Origin of the sequence: Rhodococcus sp. DN22, assembly GCF_036669995.1 — a bacterium.
GTDB lineage: Bacteria > Actinomycetota > Actinomycetes > Mycobacteriales > Mycobacteriaceae > Rhodococcus_F > Rhodococcus_F erythropolis.
The window spans coordinates 6,169,029-6,183,630 of the sequence record NZ_CP133326.1 but is presented as its reverse complement, the minus strand read 5'-3'; the positions used below and the strand labels follow the sequence as shown (position 1 = coordinate 6,183,630).

Sequence of the window (14,602 nt, the reverse complement as noted above, 5' to 3'; positions counted from 1 at the left end):
CGTCGTCGTGAGCGTCGAAATGCTGGTCGCCGGATTCGGTTTCGCCGAGCGGGCTTGGCCGGCGTCAATTCACCTGACGCGCGGATGAAACAGAGCTCACAGCGCCGCCACGGCCGCCTCGGCGACGGTCTTGTCCTGCTCCCCGGTGCCGCCGCTGACGCCGACAGCGCCCACGACCTGGCCGTTGTGCCGCAGAGGCACACCGCCTGTGAAGATCATGATGTGTCCGCCGTTGGAGGCGTGTATCCCGTAGAACTGCTCGCCCGGGCCCGCGTTGGCCGCGAGGTCCTCGGTCGAGACGTCTAATGCCCGCGCGGTGAACGCCTTGTTGATCGAGATGTCGATGCTGGCGATCCAGGCACCGTCCATTCGCACGTGAGCCACGAGGTTGCCGCCGGCATCGACCACCGCAATGTTCGACGGCGACTCGATCTCGGTGGCTTTGGCCTGTCCTGCGGCGATGACCCGCTGCGCATCGTCGAGGGACACCGAGGTCTGGTTCACGGTCATGACGCACCTGCCCCGAGCTTCGCGAACTGCTCGACGATGGCCTGACGGAACGCAGGAAGGTCGTCGGGCGAGCGGCTCGAGATCAGGTTCCCGTCGATCGCGACCTGTTCGTCTACGACTTCTACTCCTCCGGCCCCGTCGGCAGTCGGTATCGCTATCTGCTTGCCCTGCAGTGGCATTGGCATCGTTGTGCTCCTCTCGGTTCTGGCCGTGTCAGGGATGCAGGACGACTTTGGTCCAGCCGTCGTCGCGAGCGTCGAAGTGCTGGTAGCCGGATTCGGCTTCGGCGAGCGGGAGTTCGTGGGAGATGATCCAGGAGGGCTTTGCCCGGTCTTCGTGGATGAGGTCGCGCAGTTGCCGGTTGTAGTGTTTGACGTTCGCTTGTCCGGTGCCGATCTTCTGGCCCTTGAACCAGAATTTGCCCATGTCGAAGGCGATCTTGCCGTTGCGCTCGAGTTCGTCGGGGCCGTTCTGGTCCTGGGGAAGGAAGATGCCGACCACCCCGATGTGGCCGGTGAAGCGCACCGAATCCACGAGCCGGTTCATCGTCATGGCGGCGTCCTCGTGGCCTTGCGGGTCGTGTGCCTGATAGCCGACGCACTCGCACCCCTTGTCTGCGCCTTTCCCGTTGGTTTGCTCGAGGACCTGCTCGACGGGGTCGCCCTTCGAGTCGTCGATGGGGACGACGCCGATCTCTTCGGCCAGGCGTAGTCGGTCGGGGTGGCGGTCGACGATCATCACCTTGCTCGCTCCCTGGATCATCGCCGAATACGCGGCCATCAAACCGACTGGGCCAGCGCCGTAGACCACCATCGAATCGCCGGGTTGCATGTCGGCCAGGCGGGTGCAATGCCATCCGGTGGGAAAGATGTCCGACAGCATCACGTAGTCGGTTTCCTTGTCCTGGGCATCCTCGGGCAGTCGCAGACAGTTGAAGTCGCCGAACGGCACTCGCAGATATTCCGCCTGTCCGCCCCAGAACGGGCCCATCCCCGCGAAACCGAATGCAGCGCCGGCCATCGTCGGATCGGGGTGCACCGTCAGGCAGAATGCAGTCAACCCTTCCTCGCAGTTTCGGCAGAAGCCGCAGCCGATGTTGAACGGCAAGCACACTCGATCCCCTGGCGATACTTTGACCACTGCATTGCCGACTTCGGCGACGATGCCCAAGTTTTCGTGACCGAGGACCATTCCGGGCTCCAGATCGGTGCGGCCTTCGTACATGTGTAGATCCGACCCGCAGATGTTGGTGCTCGTGATCTTCACCAGCACATCTGTCGGATTCTCGATCCGCGCATCGGGCACGTCCTTGACGTGGACCTCTCGAGGCCCGTCGTATACAAGCGCTTTCATCGCGGCACTCCCTTGTCTTGTAGCTGCGGCTTTCCGGTTGATCTCGTCGGCCGCAGGCGTCCACGCGTGAGCGACCGACCGAATGAATCGTGCTGTTCGGGGAAGGTCCACGGGGCGCAGAAGTGAAGACCGCACCAAAATGTCGGCGCACCAACATTTTTCCTGCCATCGACGCAACTGCGGCTGCATCCAGGCATCGCATTCCCTCACCATGGAGTCTCCTCCTTCGGCTCCACGATCGCTAGGGGGTTGGGATCGGTTTCCTCGAACGGTGGGTTTGGGTACCTTCCATTAACCGATGGATGGTGTGATGCTTGACAGTGTTCACCACCTCGAAGAGGAGATCCGATATGGCCACCAAGGCGCTGCTGGTCCGACTTGAAGCGAAGCCCGGCAAGGAAGAAGCGGTCGAGGAATTCCTCCGATCGGCACTGCCGCTCGTCGAGCAGGAGCCCGGCACGAAACCCTGGTTCGCGGTGCGGTTCGGGCCCTCGTCGTTCGGCATCATCGACGCATTCCCGGACCAAGCTGCCCGCGAGACACATCTCAATGGTCCGGTCGGCAAGGCCCTCGGCGAACGCGCCGACGAACTCTTCGCTGCGCCGCCCGAAATCAGCTACCTCGACGTTCTCGCTGAAAAAGTCTGAACAACCGACTGGAAAATGTCTTGTCGATGGCGGTCACATTCGGTTGTGAATACAGTTGTGCCACAGCCATACCCGAATCACGGTAGCTTTGCCGGCGTGCGCGGCTGTGGCGTACTGTCCGTCGCTCGCTTCCGCCCAGGTATCGGTAGATCACGAGCAGGGCACTCAGTCGAGCCAACTCGCTACCCGTGTAGGAAGAGCATTTCAAACTCGTTTCATTGCAAAGTGTTTCGAGTTTGAGGTGACCTGCCTGGAGTGAAGTAGGACTCCTTGTTCTTGGAGGAGGGCTTAGTGGAGCACCACGGATCATCGAGCAAGGACGATTGGTGCTAGTCCTGTTGGAAAGATGGTCATAGACGATGGCAAAGGTGAGGTCGGATGGATTCACCATCACCGTGCGCCGGTCACCGACCTGGGGTAGCACGTTACCTTTGGGTGCCTCGCAGTCAGCGTCGAACGTGTCCAAACCCGGGCCGCTGATACGGACGGTCAGTTCGGCGGTGTCTTGGCCCTCGTTGAGGTCCCGGATGCGGTTGACGGCGAAAATTTCTGCAGTCGCTGCAATACCGACGGCCCGGAATCGCTTTCCTCCCAGCGCCATCCATAGGTACTGACTGCAAGCCCGATTCCGATCGGGAAGGTGAAGACTCCCCACTACACGGCCGGTCGATCGAGTACGTCATCATCCCGGCGGCGAAACCGATGAGTTCGACCTGCCGCGGTTTGTCCGTGTTCTTGTTGGACAAACCGACACCCTAAGTGAGGGGGTGGTTTTCGGGTGGCTGTTTCAGGATTGAAAAGCGGTGATGCCGCGTCCCCGTGTGGTTGGCGTCGGAGCGGTGTGAGCCCGGATTGCCGTGGACTGAATATTGTTGCAGTCGTTAGCTGTTCGCCGTTTGATGCGATCTCGTTGTGTGCGGTTTTGTTGGTTGCCGACCATATCATGTTGCCGTTGTTGCAAAGCGCCAGTAGGTGTTTGTTGGCATCAACGACGGCTGAGGTTGGAAACGACATGGACGATCTCCGCTGGCAAATTATGTAAGGGGTGGTGGGTGCCCCTTGGAGCGCTCGGAATGCTCGTGGGAAGTCGCGGCCACACCTGTTGCCACAGAACCATGGCGATAGGTCACCTGTCGGGTCGGGGCCTGGTGCTGGAAAGGTTCGAACCTAGTCAACAGTTTCCGTCGGCAGTCACTCCCGGTCCTCGACACACTGGTGAATCCTGACACCCCGTGCCTCGTTCGTAGCTCCGTTGCTAACGGTTTCATCCCGTCGAGTCCAGGGAGAGGGGCAGTGTTGACCGACTGCTGGTGGATTGTTCTCAGCTGTCGAAAAGGCCATCTTTGCCCGGAATTTGAGCGCCAACTGTCGCGTAGTTTTTCGAAAGTCGCAGGTTGATCTGACAAATAGATCGGAATCTACAGCCGCCATCGCCTGAAGGTTGGACAAGAATCGGTCGTGGTGGGATTCGGGGCGAGCACCAGCGATTATGTCGATGTTGGGCGGCCGCCGAGCGGTTACGGTGTTCGTCGAATCAGTCTCGGAGCCCGACGATCATCCGGCCACGACAAGTGCGACCGTAGCGAGAATCGCAACAGAAGGGATGGGTACGCGGCGACTGTCACGCTGGACTCCGTTTCCTCGGTTTCGCGAAAATCGCCAGGACAACCGGCTCTCAGAATTCACTCTGAGCCACGAGATGCCTGTTTTCGATACCCTCCGCCAGAGAGTGAGCCCGGGAACGCGCGTTGGTGAGCAGCGCTCTGCGGGGCGGCAAACTGAAGGAGCGGCAGCACCAGCTCACCCGAGAAGACGTACATCCCTTGCGATTTTAGAGACCGGCCAGCCATAAACCGAAGTTTCATCAGGTCGATCATCACGAGTAACGATCAGTACCAGCATCTTTCGAACGCACCCAGCTCAACGATTCCGGTGTCACTGCAAAGCCGAGAGAACCGTGTCGACCCGCCCACGGAGTGGGCCGTCAAGCTCGACAACTACCAGGGAGTCACACACCTGCATCGGATCGGCGTACACCAAATCCAGCAACGCGTCGTTCACCGCGCGCTGCAGCTCCGGCATCCCCACCGCAGGCAACTTCTGCACTGTTTCGACGGTAATCGGCACCACAACCAGCACGTCGAGAGTACACAGCGCGGACCTCACAATCGCCGCCTCGACTTCTGCCTCCGGATCGACACCACACGCCGACAAGTACGCCAGGAAGTCGAGCGGCGTGCGATCGAATACAACACCAGAAGAAGGTGTAGTCAGCAATCGCAGTGAACGACGAAGCTGCGCACGGTAATCATCAGCCGAGGGTGGAAACTCGAACTCGCGCCCCTCCTCTTCGAGCACGAAATACGGTTCATCGACCCGAATGTGCCCCGCGAGGCGGCCACACAACTCGTCGACCAGCGTGCTCTTGCCGGTCCCGTGCGGGCCGGATACTCCAATACGCATTAGTGGGGCCCTCTCGAAGAAAGTTGCGGAACTACTTGTCAGTTGAGCACCCGTCGACCGTCGGCTCGATACCGGCCCCTGGATGCCCTGACCCGTCGACAATTCTCGTTGCACCTCGGTCGAGTCGTACTGAGGGTATCGAGGTGAGATCGGATCACCGTGGTGATCTGCTCGGAGTCGGTGGGCATCTTCGACGACTGCCTGCCCTCGGTAGTGGGATCTGCTGAACTTATCGTGCATCCCGAGAGCAGCAGTGCTGCAAGGGCTCCGCCGAAGAGGATCGATTCCACCGATCGCCGGCGGTAGTGGTTTATGGGTGGATTCACCGAAACTCCATTATTCGTGAACATGTTGCGCCCGGAAAGTCATCCAGCCGGCGGCCAGAAGACAAACGCGGCGGACAGCAGAGCAAGGCTGAGGACCGCGGTGGCATTGGCGGCGCGAACAAAGACGTACTGCTCCGCATCCTCGGCGCCGAGACACAGCGGGGTCAGCTGCAAGGCCAGCGACAACATCCCGGTACCGAGCGCGCCGAGGGCGAACAATTGTCGAGCATCCATCAGCGGTATCCAATCCCGTTGCAGTCCAAAGGAACAACGAGCTGGTCACATGCGCGAACGTAGACTCGGCGAGAGTTCTCCGCACCAGCGGCCGAACTCCTGAACCGAGGATGCAGTCGAGAAGCTGCAGGGGGAGATTTCAGCATCTGGTGAGGACTCCCCGGCAAAATGCGACACAAAACGTCGCTACTTCAGGTGGTTGGGCCGAATCGCAATCCGCGGAGCAGTCGGCGGTAGGAGAAGCGGTCGTCCCAAATGCGAAGCAGGCCGTTTGCGAATGTGTAGTGGCCGTCTACGTCGAGGTGCATGGCAAACCATCCGATGCGGATGATCTCTCGTCGCCGGGAGGACACGGTGTTGTGGTCGGTGGTCATCGTGAGCACTTCCACGACCTCGTACCTGGTGATCAGGCGAGAGACGATCGTGAGCGCCAGTTCGACGCGTTTGCTTCCACGCACGCTGGGCAGGCCGGTATTGCGCCATTCGATGTCGGGATCGACGAGTGCGCGCACGGCATCGGCGTCCATTTCTTCCAGTGCGATCAGCAGGTCCACCACCCGCGATGTCAGTTGATCGTCGTTCAACAGGTACTCCGGTTGTCTGGAATTGTGTTTTCTCATCGGTGGATTCATGTGGTGACCGTCAGGCAGGGACTGTTGCTCCGCGAAACGCACAGGAGCATCTTGCCGGCGGCGCGCTCGGCTGGGCTCAACGAATTGTCACGATGATCGACGTCGCCGTCGCTGACGTGGACCATGCAGGTGCCGCAGAAGCCCTGACGACATGAATAGGGGGCTTTCGGGTTCACACGCAGCACCGCGTCCAGTGCGGTCTGGTCGGCGGCGACATCGATGACCTGACCGGTGCGAGTCAGTTGGATGCGGAAGGGTCGTCCATCGACGACCGGTGCGGCGGAGAAGCGTTCGGCGTGCACTTCCACACCGGGCTCGTTGCGCACACTAGCTGTGATCACGTCCATCATCGGGACGGGACCGCAACAGTAGATCGCGTCGCCGCTGCGGACATTCGGCGGGAGAAGATCGTTCGCTGCGGGTAGGCCGTATTCGTCGTCGGTGCGGATGGTGACCCGATCACCAAACGGCGACAATTCCTCGAGGAACGGTAGTGTGCGGCGCTCGCGACCGACGTACATCAGCGACCAATCCAGGCCCATGCGCTCCGCCTCGCGGACCATCGGCAGTATCGGTGTGATGCCGATGCCACCCGCCACGAAGTGAACGCGCTTCGCGCGCTCGATTCGCCCGGGTTCGACGAACCCGAATGCGTTGCGTGGACCGCGAACGCCGACGACGGTACCGACTGGCAACTCGTCGTGCACCTCGTTCGATCCGCCGCCACCATCAGGAATCCGGCGTACCGCGATCCGGTAGCAGCGTCGATCGGCGGGATCGCCGCACAGCGAGTACTGACGTATCCGTCCCGAGGGCAGGTACAGGTCGAGGTGTGCCCCGGGATACCACCGTTCGAGGTCGCTGCCGTCAGGTGCTCGCAGTTCGAGACTGACCACGTCGTTGTCGGTGGCCACCGTCGTGCGCTCCGACACCGTGAGCGTTGTCTTGTACTCGTCGATCCGGTTTTCCGGTGGCTCGTCGCGATGAATCAAGACCGCCAACTTGACCTGCGTGGAGACCAGGACGTCCAGAATGCGCAGAATCGAGTCGCGGCGCTTGCCGCGACGTAGGTCGACCGGGATCTCGCGGGGGGCCGGCCACCGCTGTGTGAGTTCGGGCGCGTTGGGTGTCATGTGTTGACCCGCTTGGCCGCTGGCGATTGCGCGACGTAGGCGAGGGCCTGGGCGGTGGACCCCACACTGTCGGGGTGAAATCCCGGCACGAACGTCGACACACCGCTCCAGAACCATTTCGATACACCAGGCACCAGTCCGCGGCGTCCGGCGCGGACGAATTCCAGTAGCAATCGTGGATAACCGATGTTCGGCGTGTTGGGGTCGTTGCGACTCAGATACATCGCAGCACGGAGCAACCACCCCAAAAAGATTGGCCACGTGATGATCATGGAGATACAGCGGCGAAAGTAGCCGACTCCGAAGTACGTGGCGACCTCGTGTGCCACGGCACGATGCTCGACTTCTTCGGCCCCATGCCACCGATAGAGGTCAAGCATCTGCGGATCCGCGCCGAATTTCTCCAAGTCCGCGTTCAACGCCCAGTCGCCCACGAACGCGAACATATGCTCCGAAGACGCGCAAATCCCGAGACGCTCGATCAGACGCTGCCGGATGGCCCGCGGATCGGGGTCGTCACCGACGCCCAAAGTTCTACGGAAGAAATACTGCATCTGGCGGTTGAACGGGGCCGGGTCGATCCCGTGCCGTGTGAACACCTGATTCATGACCTCGTCATGCGCCTCTGCGTGCAGCAGTTCTTGACCCATGAAACCGAGCATGTCCTCGCGAAGCTTCTCGTCGTGCACGTCCGGGAGGGCCTGCTCGAAGGCCTGGATCATCATCCGTTCGCCCTCCGGGATGACGAGGTTCATCGAGCTGAGGAGGTATGAGGCGATCGGCTCGTTCGGCAACCACACCAAAGGCGCTTTCTCCCAGTCGAAATCGACTCGCCGCGGACGGATCGCTACCCGGCCGGGCGGTGCGATCGGACTCTGTGTCAGTCCACTCGTAATTCGCATGACCACTCCTCGTTCATAAGTACGTAGCAGTACTTATGAATGAGCATGGCGATCTACCCTTGGCTTGTCAACACCGGACTACGAAGGGTTGGACGAGAGATCCAGTACCCGTTCAAGGAAGGACATGATCGGCGCATGAAGATTCATGTACGAATTCGACCCGTCAACCACCTGGCGGTAGAACAACTCGTTGCAACCGCCGATCGCCGCGAGAAACACTTCACGCCCCGGGGCTTCTGAAGACTTGGACGAGTAGCCGACGAGCAATGCATCGGCGAGCAGTTCCACGTACTCGTTGCGCTTCGCCACCCCGGCCGGGCCGGCCACAGGTAGGTCCACCACCCAGGCTCGCACGAACTCCGGTTCGGACGAACACGTCTCGAGATACTTCTCGATGACAGCCGAAAGCTGTTCGTGTAGAGATAAATTGGCGGTCGAGCTTTGTGTCGAGGTGATGTTGGAGACGATCACCTCGATGCCGGCGTCGATCGCCGCGATCAAGCACGCTTCTTTGCTCTCGAACTGCTTGTAGAAAGCTTGACGAGACACCCTGGCACGCCCGACGACATCGGCGATCGTGGTCGAGGCGATCCCCTTCTCCGCCGTCGACGAGATCACCGCACGCAGAATGCGATCGCGTTGCGCGTCTTGGACCTCGTCCACAGCCAGTCGGCCGCGGCCACGCGGCAACCCGGGGAGGTCACGATCGAACGATCCAGCCAGCCTGCGCATACCGAAATCGTAGCCCGCCTGGCGCCATCGGTTCTCTCGCTCACCACGTCTGTGGACCAACAGCCATGCGAGTGGACCGATGTCGAGTGGAATTGCCCCCGAGGTGCTCTGAGGCAATCTCCCATCGCGACACGGTTGCGTCCAGTTCGTCGTTTCTCCGTGGTGGGGCTGCTCCCTGTGACGAGTCCAGCCGTGGTGCGGCGGAGGGCATCGAAAAGCCTCCTGCATCGACGAAGGCCGTCCGCTGTATTGCATGGTCGTGGAGTGTTGCCTCGTGGAGTGTGAGCACGGGTGTGACACAAGCGTTCAGGCCGTCGAAGACCTCGACCCAGGCGTCGCGATCGTGTGTGGCGAAGGTTCTGCCGAAGCGTTCGGACAAGTCGTCCCAGGTCGATTGGTCCCAGCGATTCGGCAATGAGGCGGGATCCAATCCGAGTCCGAACACGAAGCGGTCGTAGTACACGTCTTCGAGGGCCCCTACCGCCATGTACCTGTGGTCTGCGCACTCGTACGCGCGGTAGAACGGGGCAGATCCGTCGAGGAGGTTGGTTCCACGACGGGCTGACCAGCGGCCGGCATGCTGCCACGATCGGACGAGCGCAGTCAACGAACTGGCGCCGTCGACCATCGCTGTATCCACCACCTGGCCTCGGCCAGTGCGTTCTCTTTCGTGCAGCGCGGCAAGTACTCCTACGAGCAGGAACATCGATCCGCCGCCGAAGTTCCCGACGTAGTTCAGCGGCGGTGACGGCGGCCCGGAAGCCGGTCCGAGCTGTTCGAGCGCGCCCGAAAGCGCAAGGTAGTTCAGGTCGTGCCCGGCTTCTCGGGCCATCGGTCCCTTCTGGCCCCAGCCACTCATTCGGCCGTAGATCAGCCCCGGATTGTCCTGCAGGCAGATCTCGGAGCCCAGGCCGAGCTTCTCCATCGTGCCGGGCCGAGAGCCCTCCATCAGGACGTCCGCTCGGCCGATCAGCCTGCGCACCTTGGCGAGATCTTCGGTCTTGGTCAGATCTGCAGTGAGTTCGGTCCGCCCTCGGAGCATCCCCGCATTCGCATCGTCGATTCCGTCATCTGCTCCCATCGAGATGGGGCGCACGATGCGCACGACATCGGCGCCAAGATCTGCCAACATCAGACCGGCGTGCAGTAGCGGCCCTATGGCCTCCATTTCAATGACCCGGATACCCGACAGCGGCCCGCCGTGCACTCCGCCGGTGGCTTCGTCCTGCATGATCACCCTCGCGCGGTCGGAGTCGGGACCGACTCGGAGCGTGCCGGCTCGGTACGAAAATCTGCCGGGTCGACTCGGTAGGTCATGGCCCAGTAGTCGTTGATCCGCCATGGAAGGACCGACACGACGCGACCGTCCGGGTTTCGGTACCAGTTCTCCATTGCCGGATGGGTCCAGACCATCTGTGCGTGCTGTCGGTCGACGGCCTCGTTGTATCGATCGTTGACCTCGGCCCGGCACTCCATCGCGCCGAGGTTTTCCGATTGCATCAACTTCAAGGCATCCATGATGTAGCGGACCTGACATTCCAGGATCGTGATGAAGCTCCCCCCATGTCCCAGGCCGGTGTTCGGTCCGGTCATGACGAAGAAATTGGGGAAGTCAGGAACTGTGATTCCCAGGTAGGCACGCGCGTCGTGCTCGCCCCAGATTTCTCCGGTGGACCGGCCGGATCGACCGACGATGTCCATCGGGTAAAGAACGCGCACACTGTGGAAACCCGTCGCCATGACAATGACGTCCAGCTGGTGCTCGACGCCGTTCGTGTCGACGAGTCCAGAAGGTGTCAGGGCGTCGACTCCGTGGGGCACCAGTGTGACGTCGGGCTTACGAAGCATCGTGAACCAGCCATTGTCCAGCAGCATTCGCTTACCAAAGGGCGGGTAGTCCGGAAGAGATGCCTCGATCAGATCTGTTCGATCACCCAGCTGATCGCGGAGATAGCGTTCGTAGAACTTGCGATGACCATGGTTGGTCGCATTGATCGAGGCGCTCGGCTCTGGCCAGTCGGGGTCGACCTGGAGGGACGAGTACACCTTGTCGTTGAAGATCCACGACAGACGCGCCCGGTACCACTCGCGATAGCCGGGGATGTTGTCCATCAGCCAGTGGACGCCGTCGTCGATGGTCGTGAAGTAGTCGTCGTTCGGTGCGATCCACTGTGGTGAGCGCTGGAAGATCGTCAGCGATCCGACACGATCCGCGATGGCCGGGCCGATCTGCATAGCACTGGCTCCGGTACCGACGATGCCCACTCGCTTTCCGCGGAGCGACTCGGGATCGTCGAGCTCGTTCGGCCACTCGGCGGAGTGGAAGAGGCGACCACGGAAGGTCTCGATTCCCGGTAGATGCGGGATCTTGGGACGATTGAGCAGACCGACCGCGCTGATCAGGATGGGAGCCTCGAGGGTCTCCGGCGCCTCACCTGGTCGCTGGACGGACACACGCCAACTCTGTTTCGACTCCTCGAACTCGGCGCGCGTCACCTCATGGCGGAAGCGGACATTGCGCCGGATGTCGTTGGCCTCCGCAAAGTCCTCGAGATATCCCTGAACCTCGTCGCGCTTGCCGAAGTGGGTCGACCAGTTACGAGGGAACGACGAGATCGAGTAAAGGTGGCTCGGTGTATCAACTCCGGCGCCCGGATAGCGGTTCTCCCACCATGATCCGCCGACGTCGTCGTTCTTCTCCAGGATCACGTGAGGGATTCCAGCGCGGGTGAGCTCGACGGAGGCCAGCATCCCCGCGATGCCGGCTCCGATCACGATGGCGTGGAGTCGCTCGTCGCACTTGGTGGTGGCAGGCTTGATCTGCGGACCATTGACTATCTCCGCCATCATCGGCGCGAAGTCCGGCGGCACGGTCTCGCTGCAGGTGAAGTTGAGGATTCGCTCGACTTCCGAGCTGTCCAGTGTCCGCCGGGACGGCTCGTCCAGCGTCCACCAGCGTTCCACTGCGTCGATCAACGCGCTCCGGATTTCGGACTGAACTTCCTCCGGAAGTCCTCCCGTGGAGTTGTCATCCATGCCCCGACTGCGCGTGGGTTGATAGCGGGGTGCCACCCACCGCTCATCGGCGGTCAGCTCCAGCAACACGGCGAGCATGGTCGGAACGTTGCCCCGTAACACCGCCGAACGCAGGTGGTCACGGTCCAGGTCAGTGACGATAGTCATGTCATGCAGGCTAACAGTCGTTAGCGACACAACCAAGTGTGATTTCGATATTCCCATTGTTGCTTGGAAACTCTGCTTGACCCGCGTGGATGCCGATGACAGTATGAGCCACATCATACTAACCGCGGTAAGCATTCAGGAAGTTGAGGAACCATGGATCTGTCGACAAGTGTCGAATCGGATGCCACTGATGTGCGACGGAGTTCAGGTCCGCTTGTCCGATCCCTCACAGCGACCCAGTCGTCACCGCTAGGGCGAGCGACGTTGGGCGACCAGCTACGCCGCCACTCGCAGAGTCGATACTCGAAGCCGGCGATCGTGTCGTATGCCCCAGGTGGTCGACGCACCGTGACCACCTACGGTGCGCTCAATCAGGATGCCAACCGGGCATCCCATATGTTCCTCGGACTCGGTGTTTCCCGCGGTGACCGGGTCGCCGTGATGGCCCGCAATCGCGTGGAGTCAATCGTCGCCTACTACGGTGCTCTCAAAGTAGGGGCGGTGTACTCCGGCATCAATGTCCTTTTCGGACCGAACGAAGTGGCTCAACAGATCGGGCACCTCGAGCCCGCGGTTGTGGTCGTGGCCGCGGAATTCCTGCCGGTACTGGAAGAAGCGCTGGCGGGACTCGGTACCCGCCCCGAAATCATTGTTCTCGACAGCACGGACGAGTTCGGCGGCCACTGCTTCGATCAACTCCTCGAGTCCTCGTCGCCGACAGAGCCGGATTGCGATGTCGACGAGCACGATCTCGCAATGATCGTGTACACCAGTGGAACCGAGGCGGCTCCGAAGGGCGTCATGCTGCCGCATCGCAACTACCTGGTCTCCACCGCACCTGCGTACACATGGGGACTGCGATGCCTGGACGATGACGTCTGGCTCTACGTCATGCCATTCCACACTATTGCCGGAATCGGCTCCCTGACCTCGCTCCTGCTATTGGGAGCGACGCTCGTGCTCCCGGCCAGCCTCGCGCCTGCCGACGCTTTGCACATGATCAAAGCGGAGCAGATCACCGTCCTGGCTCAAACCCCGACGTTCTTCATCTCGCTCGCAGATCATCCTGACTTCGGTCCTGAGACTGTCGGGACCATCCAGCGCTGCCTGACCTATGGAGGTCAGGTCTCGCCGCGAACGGTGGACGCATGGCACCACGCGGCGCCCGCATCGGTGTGGGGCACCTACTGGGGTCAGTCCGAGTTGACGCAGTTGGGCTCCGTCGGCTGGTTCAAGCGACTCGAGGACATTCCCGATCAGGATCCGACCTGGATCGGCAAGCCTGTAGGCCATCTCGAGGTCAAGGTGGTCGATGCCGACGGAAATGAAGCAGAGCGAGGTGAACTCCTCTGTCGCACGCCGTCGGTGATGCTGGGTTACTACAAGGATCCCGAGAAGACCGCCGCTGTCCTCGACGGTGGTTGGGTCCACACCGGCGACATCGTACGTCGCGATTCGGAGGGCAACATGTTCTTCCTCGATCGCAGCAAGGACATGATCAAGACGGGCGGCTACAACGTGTCCTCGCAGGAGGTCGAGCGCGTACTACAAGCCCACCCCGAGGTGTCGCGCGCCGCCGTCGTGGGACTTCCGGACGAATACTGGTCCGAGGCGGTCACAGGCTTCGTCATCGTCATAGACGGCAGCGACCTCACCGGCCAGGAGTTGCGAGACCACTGCAAGACCGTGCTCGCAGGCTATAAGGTTCCAAAGGCGATCAAGATTGTGGATGAGCTGCCCACGGACCCTCAGGGGAAGCTGCTCAAGAGAGAACTACGCCGCCTGTATGCAAAGGACTGAAACGCTGAACATCGATCCTGCCAGCAGCGCGACACCCGGATCCGGTCGACCACGGCTTGAAGGGCTTCCAAGCAGACGTGACGACATACTGGCCGCGGCGGCCGAATACTTCGCTGATCAGGGCTACCACTCGGCAGGCATGCGTGGCATCGCAGATTCGGTGGGAATCAAGGGCGCGAGCCTCTACAACCACTTCACCTCGAAAGAGGAGATCCTCTACGCGATCGCGCTCAAGATGACTCGGGACCCGGTCGAGGAGCATCTACTTGTCCTCGACGAGACTGGAACTCCGGTCGAGCGACTCACCTCGCTGATCGATGTTCATCTGCGGTATTTGGCGATGAACAGGGTCGAGCATCTGGTAAGCCTACGAGAGATCTCGGCGCTTACCGACGAACACCGTATGAGGGTGCTCGAGTACCGCAAGTACTACCAGAGGCGTGTGCGCGATGTGATTGCTGCCGGGGTCCGCGCCGGAGAGTTCGAGATCGCCGACCCACAGCGTGCGGCTGTTGCGGTGCTCGACCTCATGAATGGCGTGAGCTGGTGGCTTCGAGACGACCACGATATCGAGGCGCTGGTGGCAACCTACGTGGATTACATCGTCGTCGGAATTCTCCGTCACCGTCCCGGAACGCAGAGTGGTAACGGCGGTACGCCCAGCTGACGGTTACGCCCGTTCAGCCC

Annotated in this window: 13 protein-coding genes and 1 pseudogene; 3 read left to right on the top strand and 11 right to left on the bottom strand. The window is 61.2% G+C overall.

The genetic code is table 11. From position 1 onward, the window contains the following. Positions 1–96: 96 nt before the first annotated feature. The 3 genes and pseudogenes from RA302_RS28575 to RA302_RS28565 all read right to left on the bottom strand — a co-directional run bounded on the left by RA302_RS28575 (position 97) and on the right by RA302_RS28565 (position 1,863). The gene (locus RA302_RS28575; RefSeq protein WP_007735555.1) at positions 97–510 is read right to left on the bottom strand and encodes a heme-binding protein; all 414 of its coding nucleotides are present in this window, start codon (positions 508–510) and stop codon (positions 97–99) included. Next, positions 507–638: pseudogene (locus tag RA302_RS28570) on the bottom strand (DJ-1/PfpI family protein); the annotation flags it as partial. The gene RA302_RS28575 and the pseudogene RA302_RS28570, both read right to left, overlap by 4 nt. A gap of 85 nt (positions 639–723) precedes the next feature. Next, positions 724–1,863 carry a glutathione-independent formaldehyde dehydrogenase gene (locus RA302_RS28565; RefSeq protein ID WP_030537139.1) on the bottom strand — a complete coding sequence of 380 codons (1,140 nt, stop codon included), beginning with the start codon at positions 1,861–1,863 and terminating at the stop codon, positions 724–726. Between the two features lie 350 nt (positions 1,864–2,213). Here RA302_RS28565 and RA302_RS28560 point away from each other — a divergent pair, with 350 nt between their 5' ends. Continuing rightward, a complete protein-coding gene (locus RA302_RS28560; protein ID WP_020971354.1) occupies positions 2,214–2,510 on the top strand; it encodes a hypothetical protein in 297 nt (98 codons plus the stop codon). Positions 2,511–4,445: 1,935 nt separating this feature from the next. Here the strand turns inward: RA302_RS28560 and RA302_RS28555 are convergent. The 8 genes from RA302_RS28555 to RA302_RS28520 form a co-directional block, all read right to left on the bottom strand. Further along, positions 4,446–4,973 carry an AAA family ATPase gene (locus RA302_RS28555; protein WP_007735561.1) on the bottom strand — a complete coding sequence of 176 codons (528 nt, stop codon included), beginning with the start codon at positions 4,971–4,973 and terminating at the stop codon, positions 4,446–4,448. Positions 4,974–5,338: 365 nt separating this feature from the next. Next, positions 5,339–5,533 (bottom strand): hypothetical protein, encoded by a 195-nt coding sequence (locus tag RA302_RS28550; protein WP_030537141.1) that lies wholly within the window; start codon positions 5,531–5,533, stop codon positions 5,339–5,341. Positions 5,534–5,724: 191 nt separating this feature from the next. After that, positions 5,725–6,153: a limonene-1,2-epoxide hydrolase family protein gene (locus tag RA302_RS28545; RefSeq protein ID WP_007735566.1), complete on the bottom strand. Its 429-nt coding sequence runs from the start codon at positions 6,151–6,153 to the stop codon at positions 5,725–5,727. 8 nt (positions 6,154–6,161) lie between these two features. Then, the gene (locus RA302_RS28540) at positions 6,162–7,298 is read right to left on the bottom strand and encodes a PDR/VanB family oxidoreductase (protein WP_030537142.1); all 1,137 of its coding nucleotides are present in this window, start codon (positions 7,296–7,298) and stop codon (positions 6,162–6,164) included. After that, positions 7,295–8,200 carry a metal-dependent hydrolase gene (locus RA302_RS28535; RefSeq protein ID WP_030537143.1) on the bottom strand — a complete coding sequence of 302 codons (906 nt, stop codon included), beginning with the start codon at positions 8,198–8,200 and terminating at the stop codon, positions 7,295–7,297. The genes RA302_RS28540 and RA302_RS28535 overlap by 4 nt, the downstream gene beginning before the upstream one ends. 78 nt (positions 8,201–8,278) lie before the next feature. Further along, complete coding sequence (locus RA302_RS28530) at positions 8,279–8,932, bottom strand: TetR/AcrR family transcriptional regulator (protein ID WP_020971347.1); 654 nt, start codon at positions 8,930–8,932, stop codon at positions 8,279–8,281. Positions 8,933–8,972: 40 nt separating this feature from the next. Then, on the bottom strand, positions 8,973–10,163 hold the full coding sequence (locus tag RA302_RS28525) for a CaiB/BaiF CoA-transferase family protein (protein WP_030537144.1): 1,191 nt from the start codon (positions 10,161–10,163) through the stop codon (positions 8,973–8,975). A 2-nt stretch (positions 10,164–10,165) separates the two neighbouring features. Further along, complete coding sequence (locus RA302_RS28520) at positions 10,166–12,115, bottom strand: NAD(P)/FAD-dependent oxidoreductase (RefSeq protein ID WP_030537145.1); 1,950 nt, start codon at positions 12,113–12,115, stop codon at positions 10,166–10,168. Positions 12,116–12,268: 153 nt separating this feature from the next. Between RA302_RS28520 and RA302_RS28515 the strand changes: the two genes are divergently transcribed. Together RA302_RS28515 and RA302_RS28510 are read left to right on the top strand one after the other, a co-directional pair. Next, a complete protein-coding gene (locus RA302_RS28515; protein ID WP_230587621.1) occupies positions 12,269–13,915 on the top strand; it encodes a class I adenylate-forming enzyme family protein in 1,647 nt (548 codons plus the stop codon). Continuing rightward, positions 13,902–14,582, top strand: coding sequence for a TetR/AcrR family transcriptional regulator (locus RA302_RS28510; protein ID WP_007735574.1), 681 nt, complete (start codon positions 13,902–13,904; stop codon positions 14,580–14,582). The genes RA302_RS28515 and RA302_RS28510 overlap by 14 nt, the downstream gene beginning before the upstream one ends. Positions 14,583–14,602: the final 20 nt, after the last annotated feature.

Bases quoted from the DNA above. Each gene is read 5' to 3' on its own strand.
- RA302_RS28555 (WP_007735561.1), bottom strand. From the start codon at position 4,973: ATGCGTATTGGAGTATCCGGCCCGCACGGGACCGGCAAGAGCACGCTG.
- RA302_RS28575 (WP_007735555.1), bottom strand. From the start codon at position 510: ATGACCGTGAACCAGACCTCGGTGTCCCTCGACGATGCGCAGCGGGTC.
- RA302_RS28565 (WP_030537139.1), bottom strand. From the start codon at position 1,863: ATGAAAGCGCTTGTATACGACGGGCCTCGAGAGGTCCACGTCAAGGAC.
- RA302_RS28510 (WP_007735574.1), top strand. From the start codon at position 13,902: ATGCAAAGGACTGAAACGCTGAACATCGATCCTGCCAGCAGCGCGACA.
- RA302_RS28535 (WP_030537143.1), bottom strand. From the start codon at position 8,200: ATGCGAATTACGAGTGGACTGACACAGAGTCCGATCGCACCGCCCGGC.
- RA302_RS28525 (WP_030537144.1), bottom strand. From the start codon at position 10,163: ATGCAGGACGAAGCCACCGGCGGAGTGCACGGCGGGCCGCTGTCGGGT.
- RA302_RS28520 (WP_030537145.1), bottom strand. From the start codon at position 12,115: ATGACTATCGTCACTGACCTGGACCGTGACCACCTGCGTTCGGCGGTG.
- RA302_RS28540 (WP_030537142.1), bottom strand. From the start codon at position 7,298: ATGACACCCAACGCGCCCGAACTCACACAGCGGTGGCCGGCCCCCCGC.
- RA302_RS28515 (WP_230587621.1), top strand. From the start codon at position 12,269: ATGGATCTGTCGACAAGTGTCGAATCGGATGCCACTGATGTGCGACGG.
- RA302_RS28530 (WP_020971347.1), bottom strand. From the start codon at position 8,932: ATGCGCAGGCTGGCTGGATCGTTCGATCGTGACCTCCCCGGGTTGCCG.
- RA302_RS28550 (WP_030537141.1), bottom strand. From the start codon at position 5,533: ATGGATGCTCGACAATTGTTCGCCCTCGGCGCGCTCGGTACCGGGATG.
- RA302_RS28545 (WP_007735566.1), bottom strand. From the start codon at position 6,153: ATGAGAAAACACAATTCCAGACAACCGGAGTACCTGTTGAACGACGAT.
- RA302_RS28560 (WP_020971354.1), top strand. From the start codon at position 2,214: ATGGCCACCAAGGCGCTGCTGGTCCGACTTGAAGCGAAGCCCGGCAAG.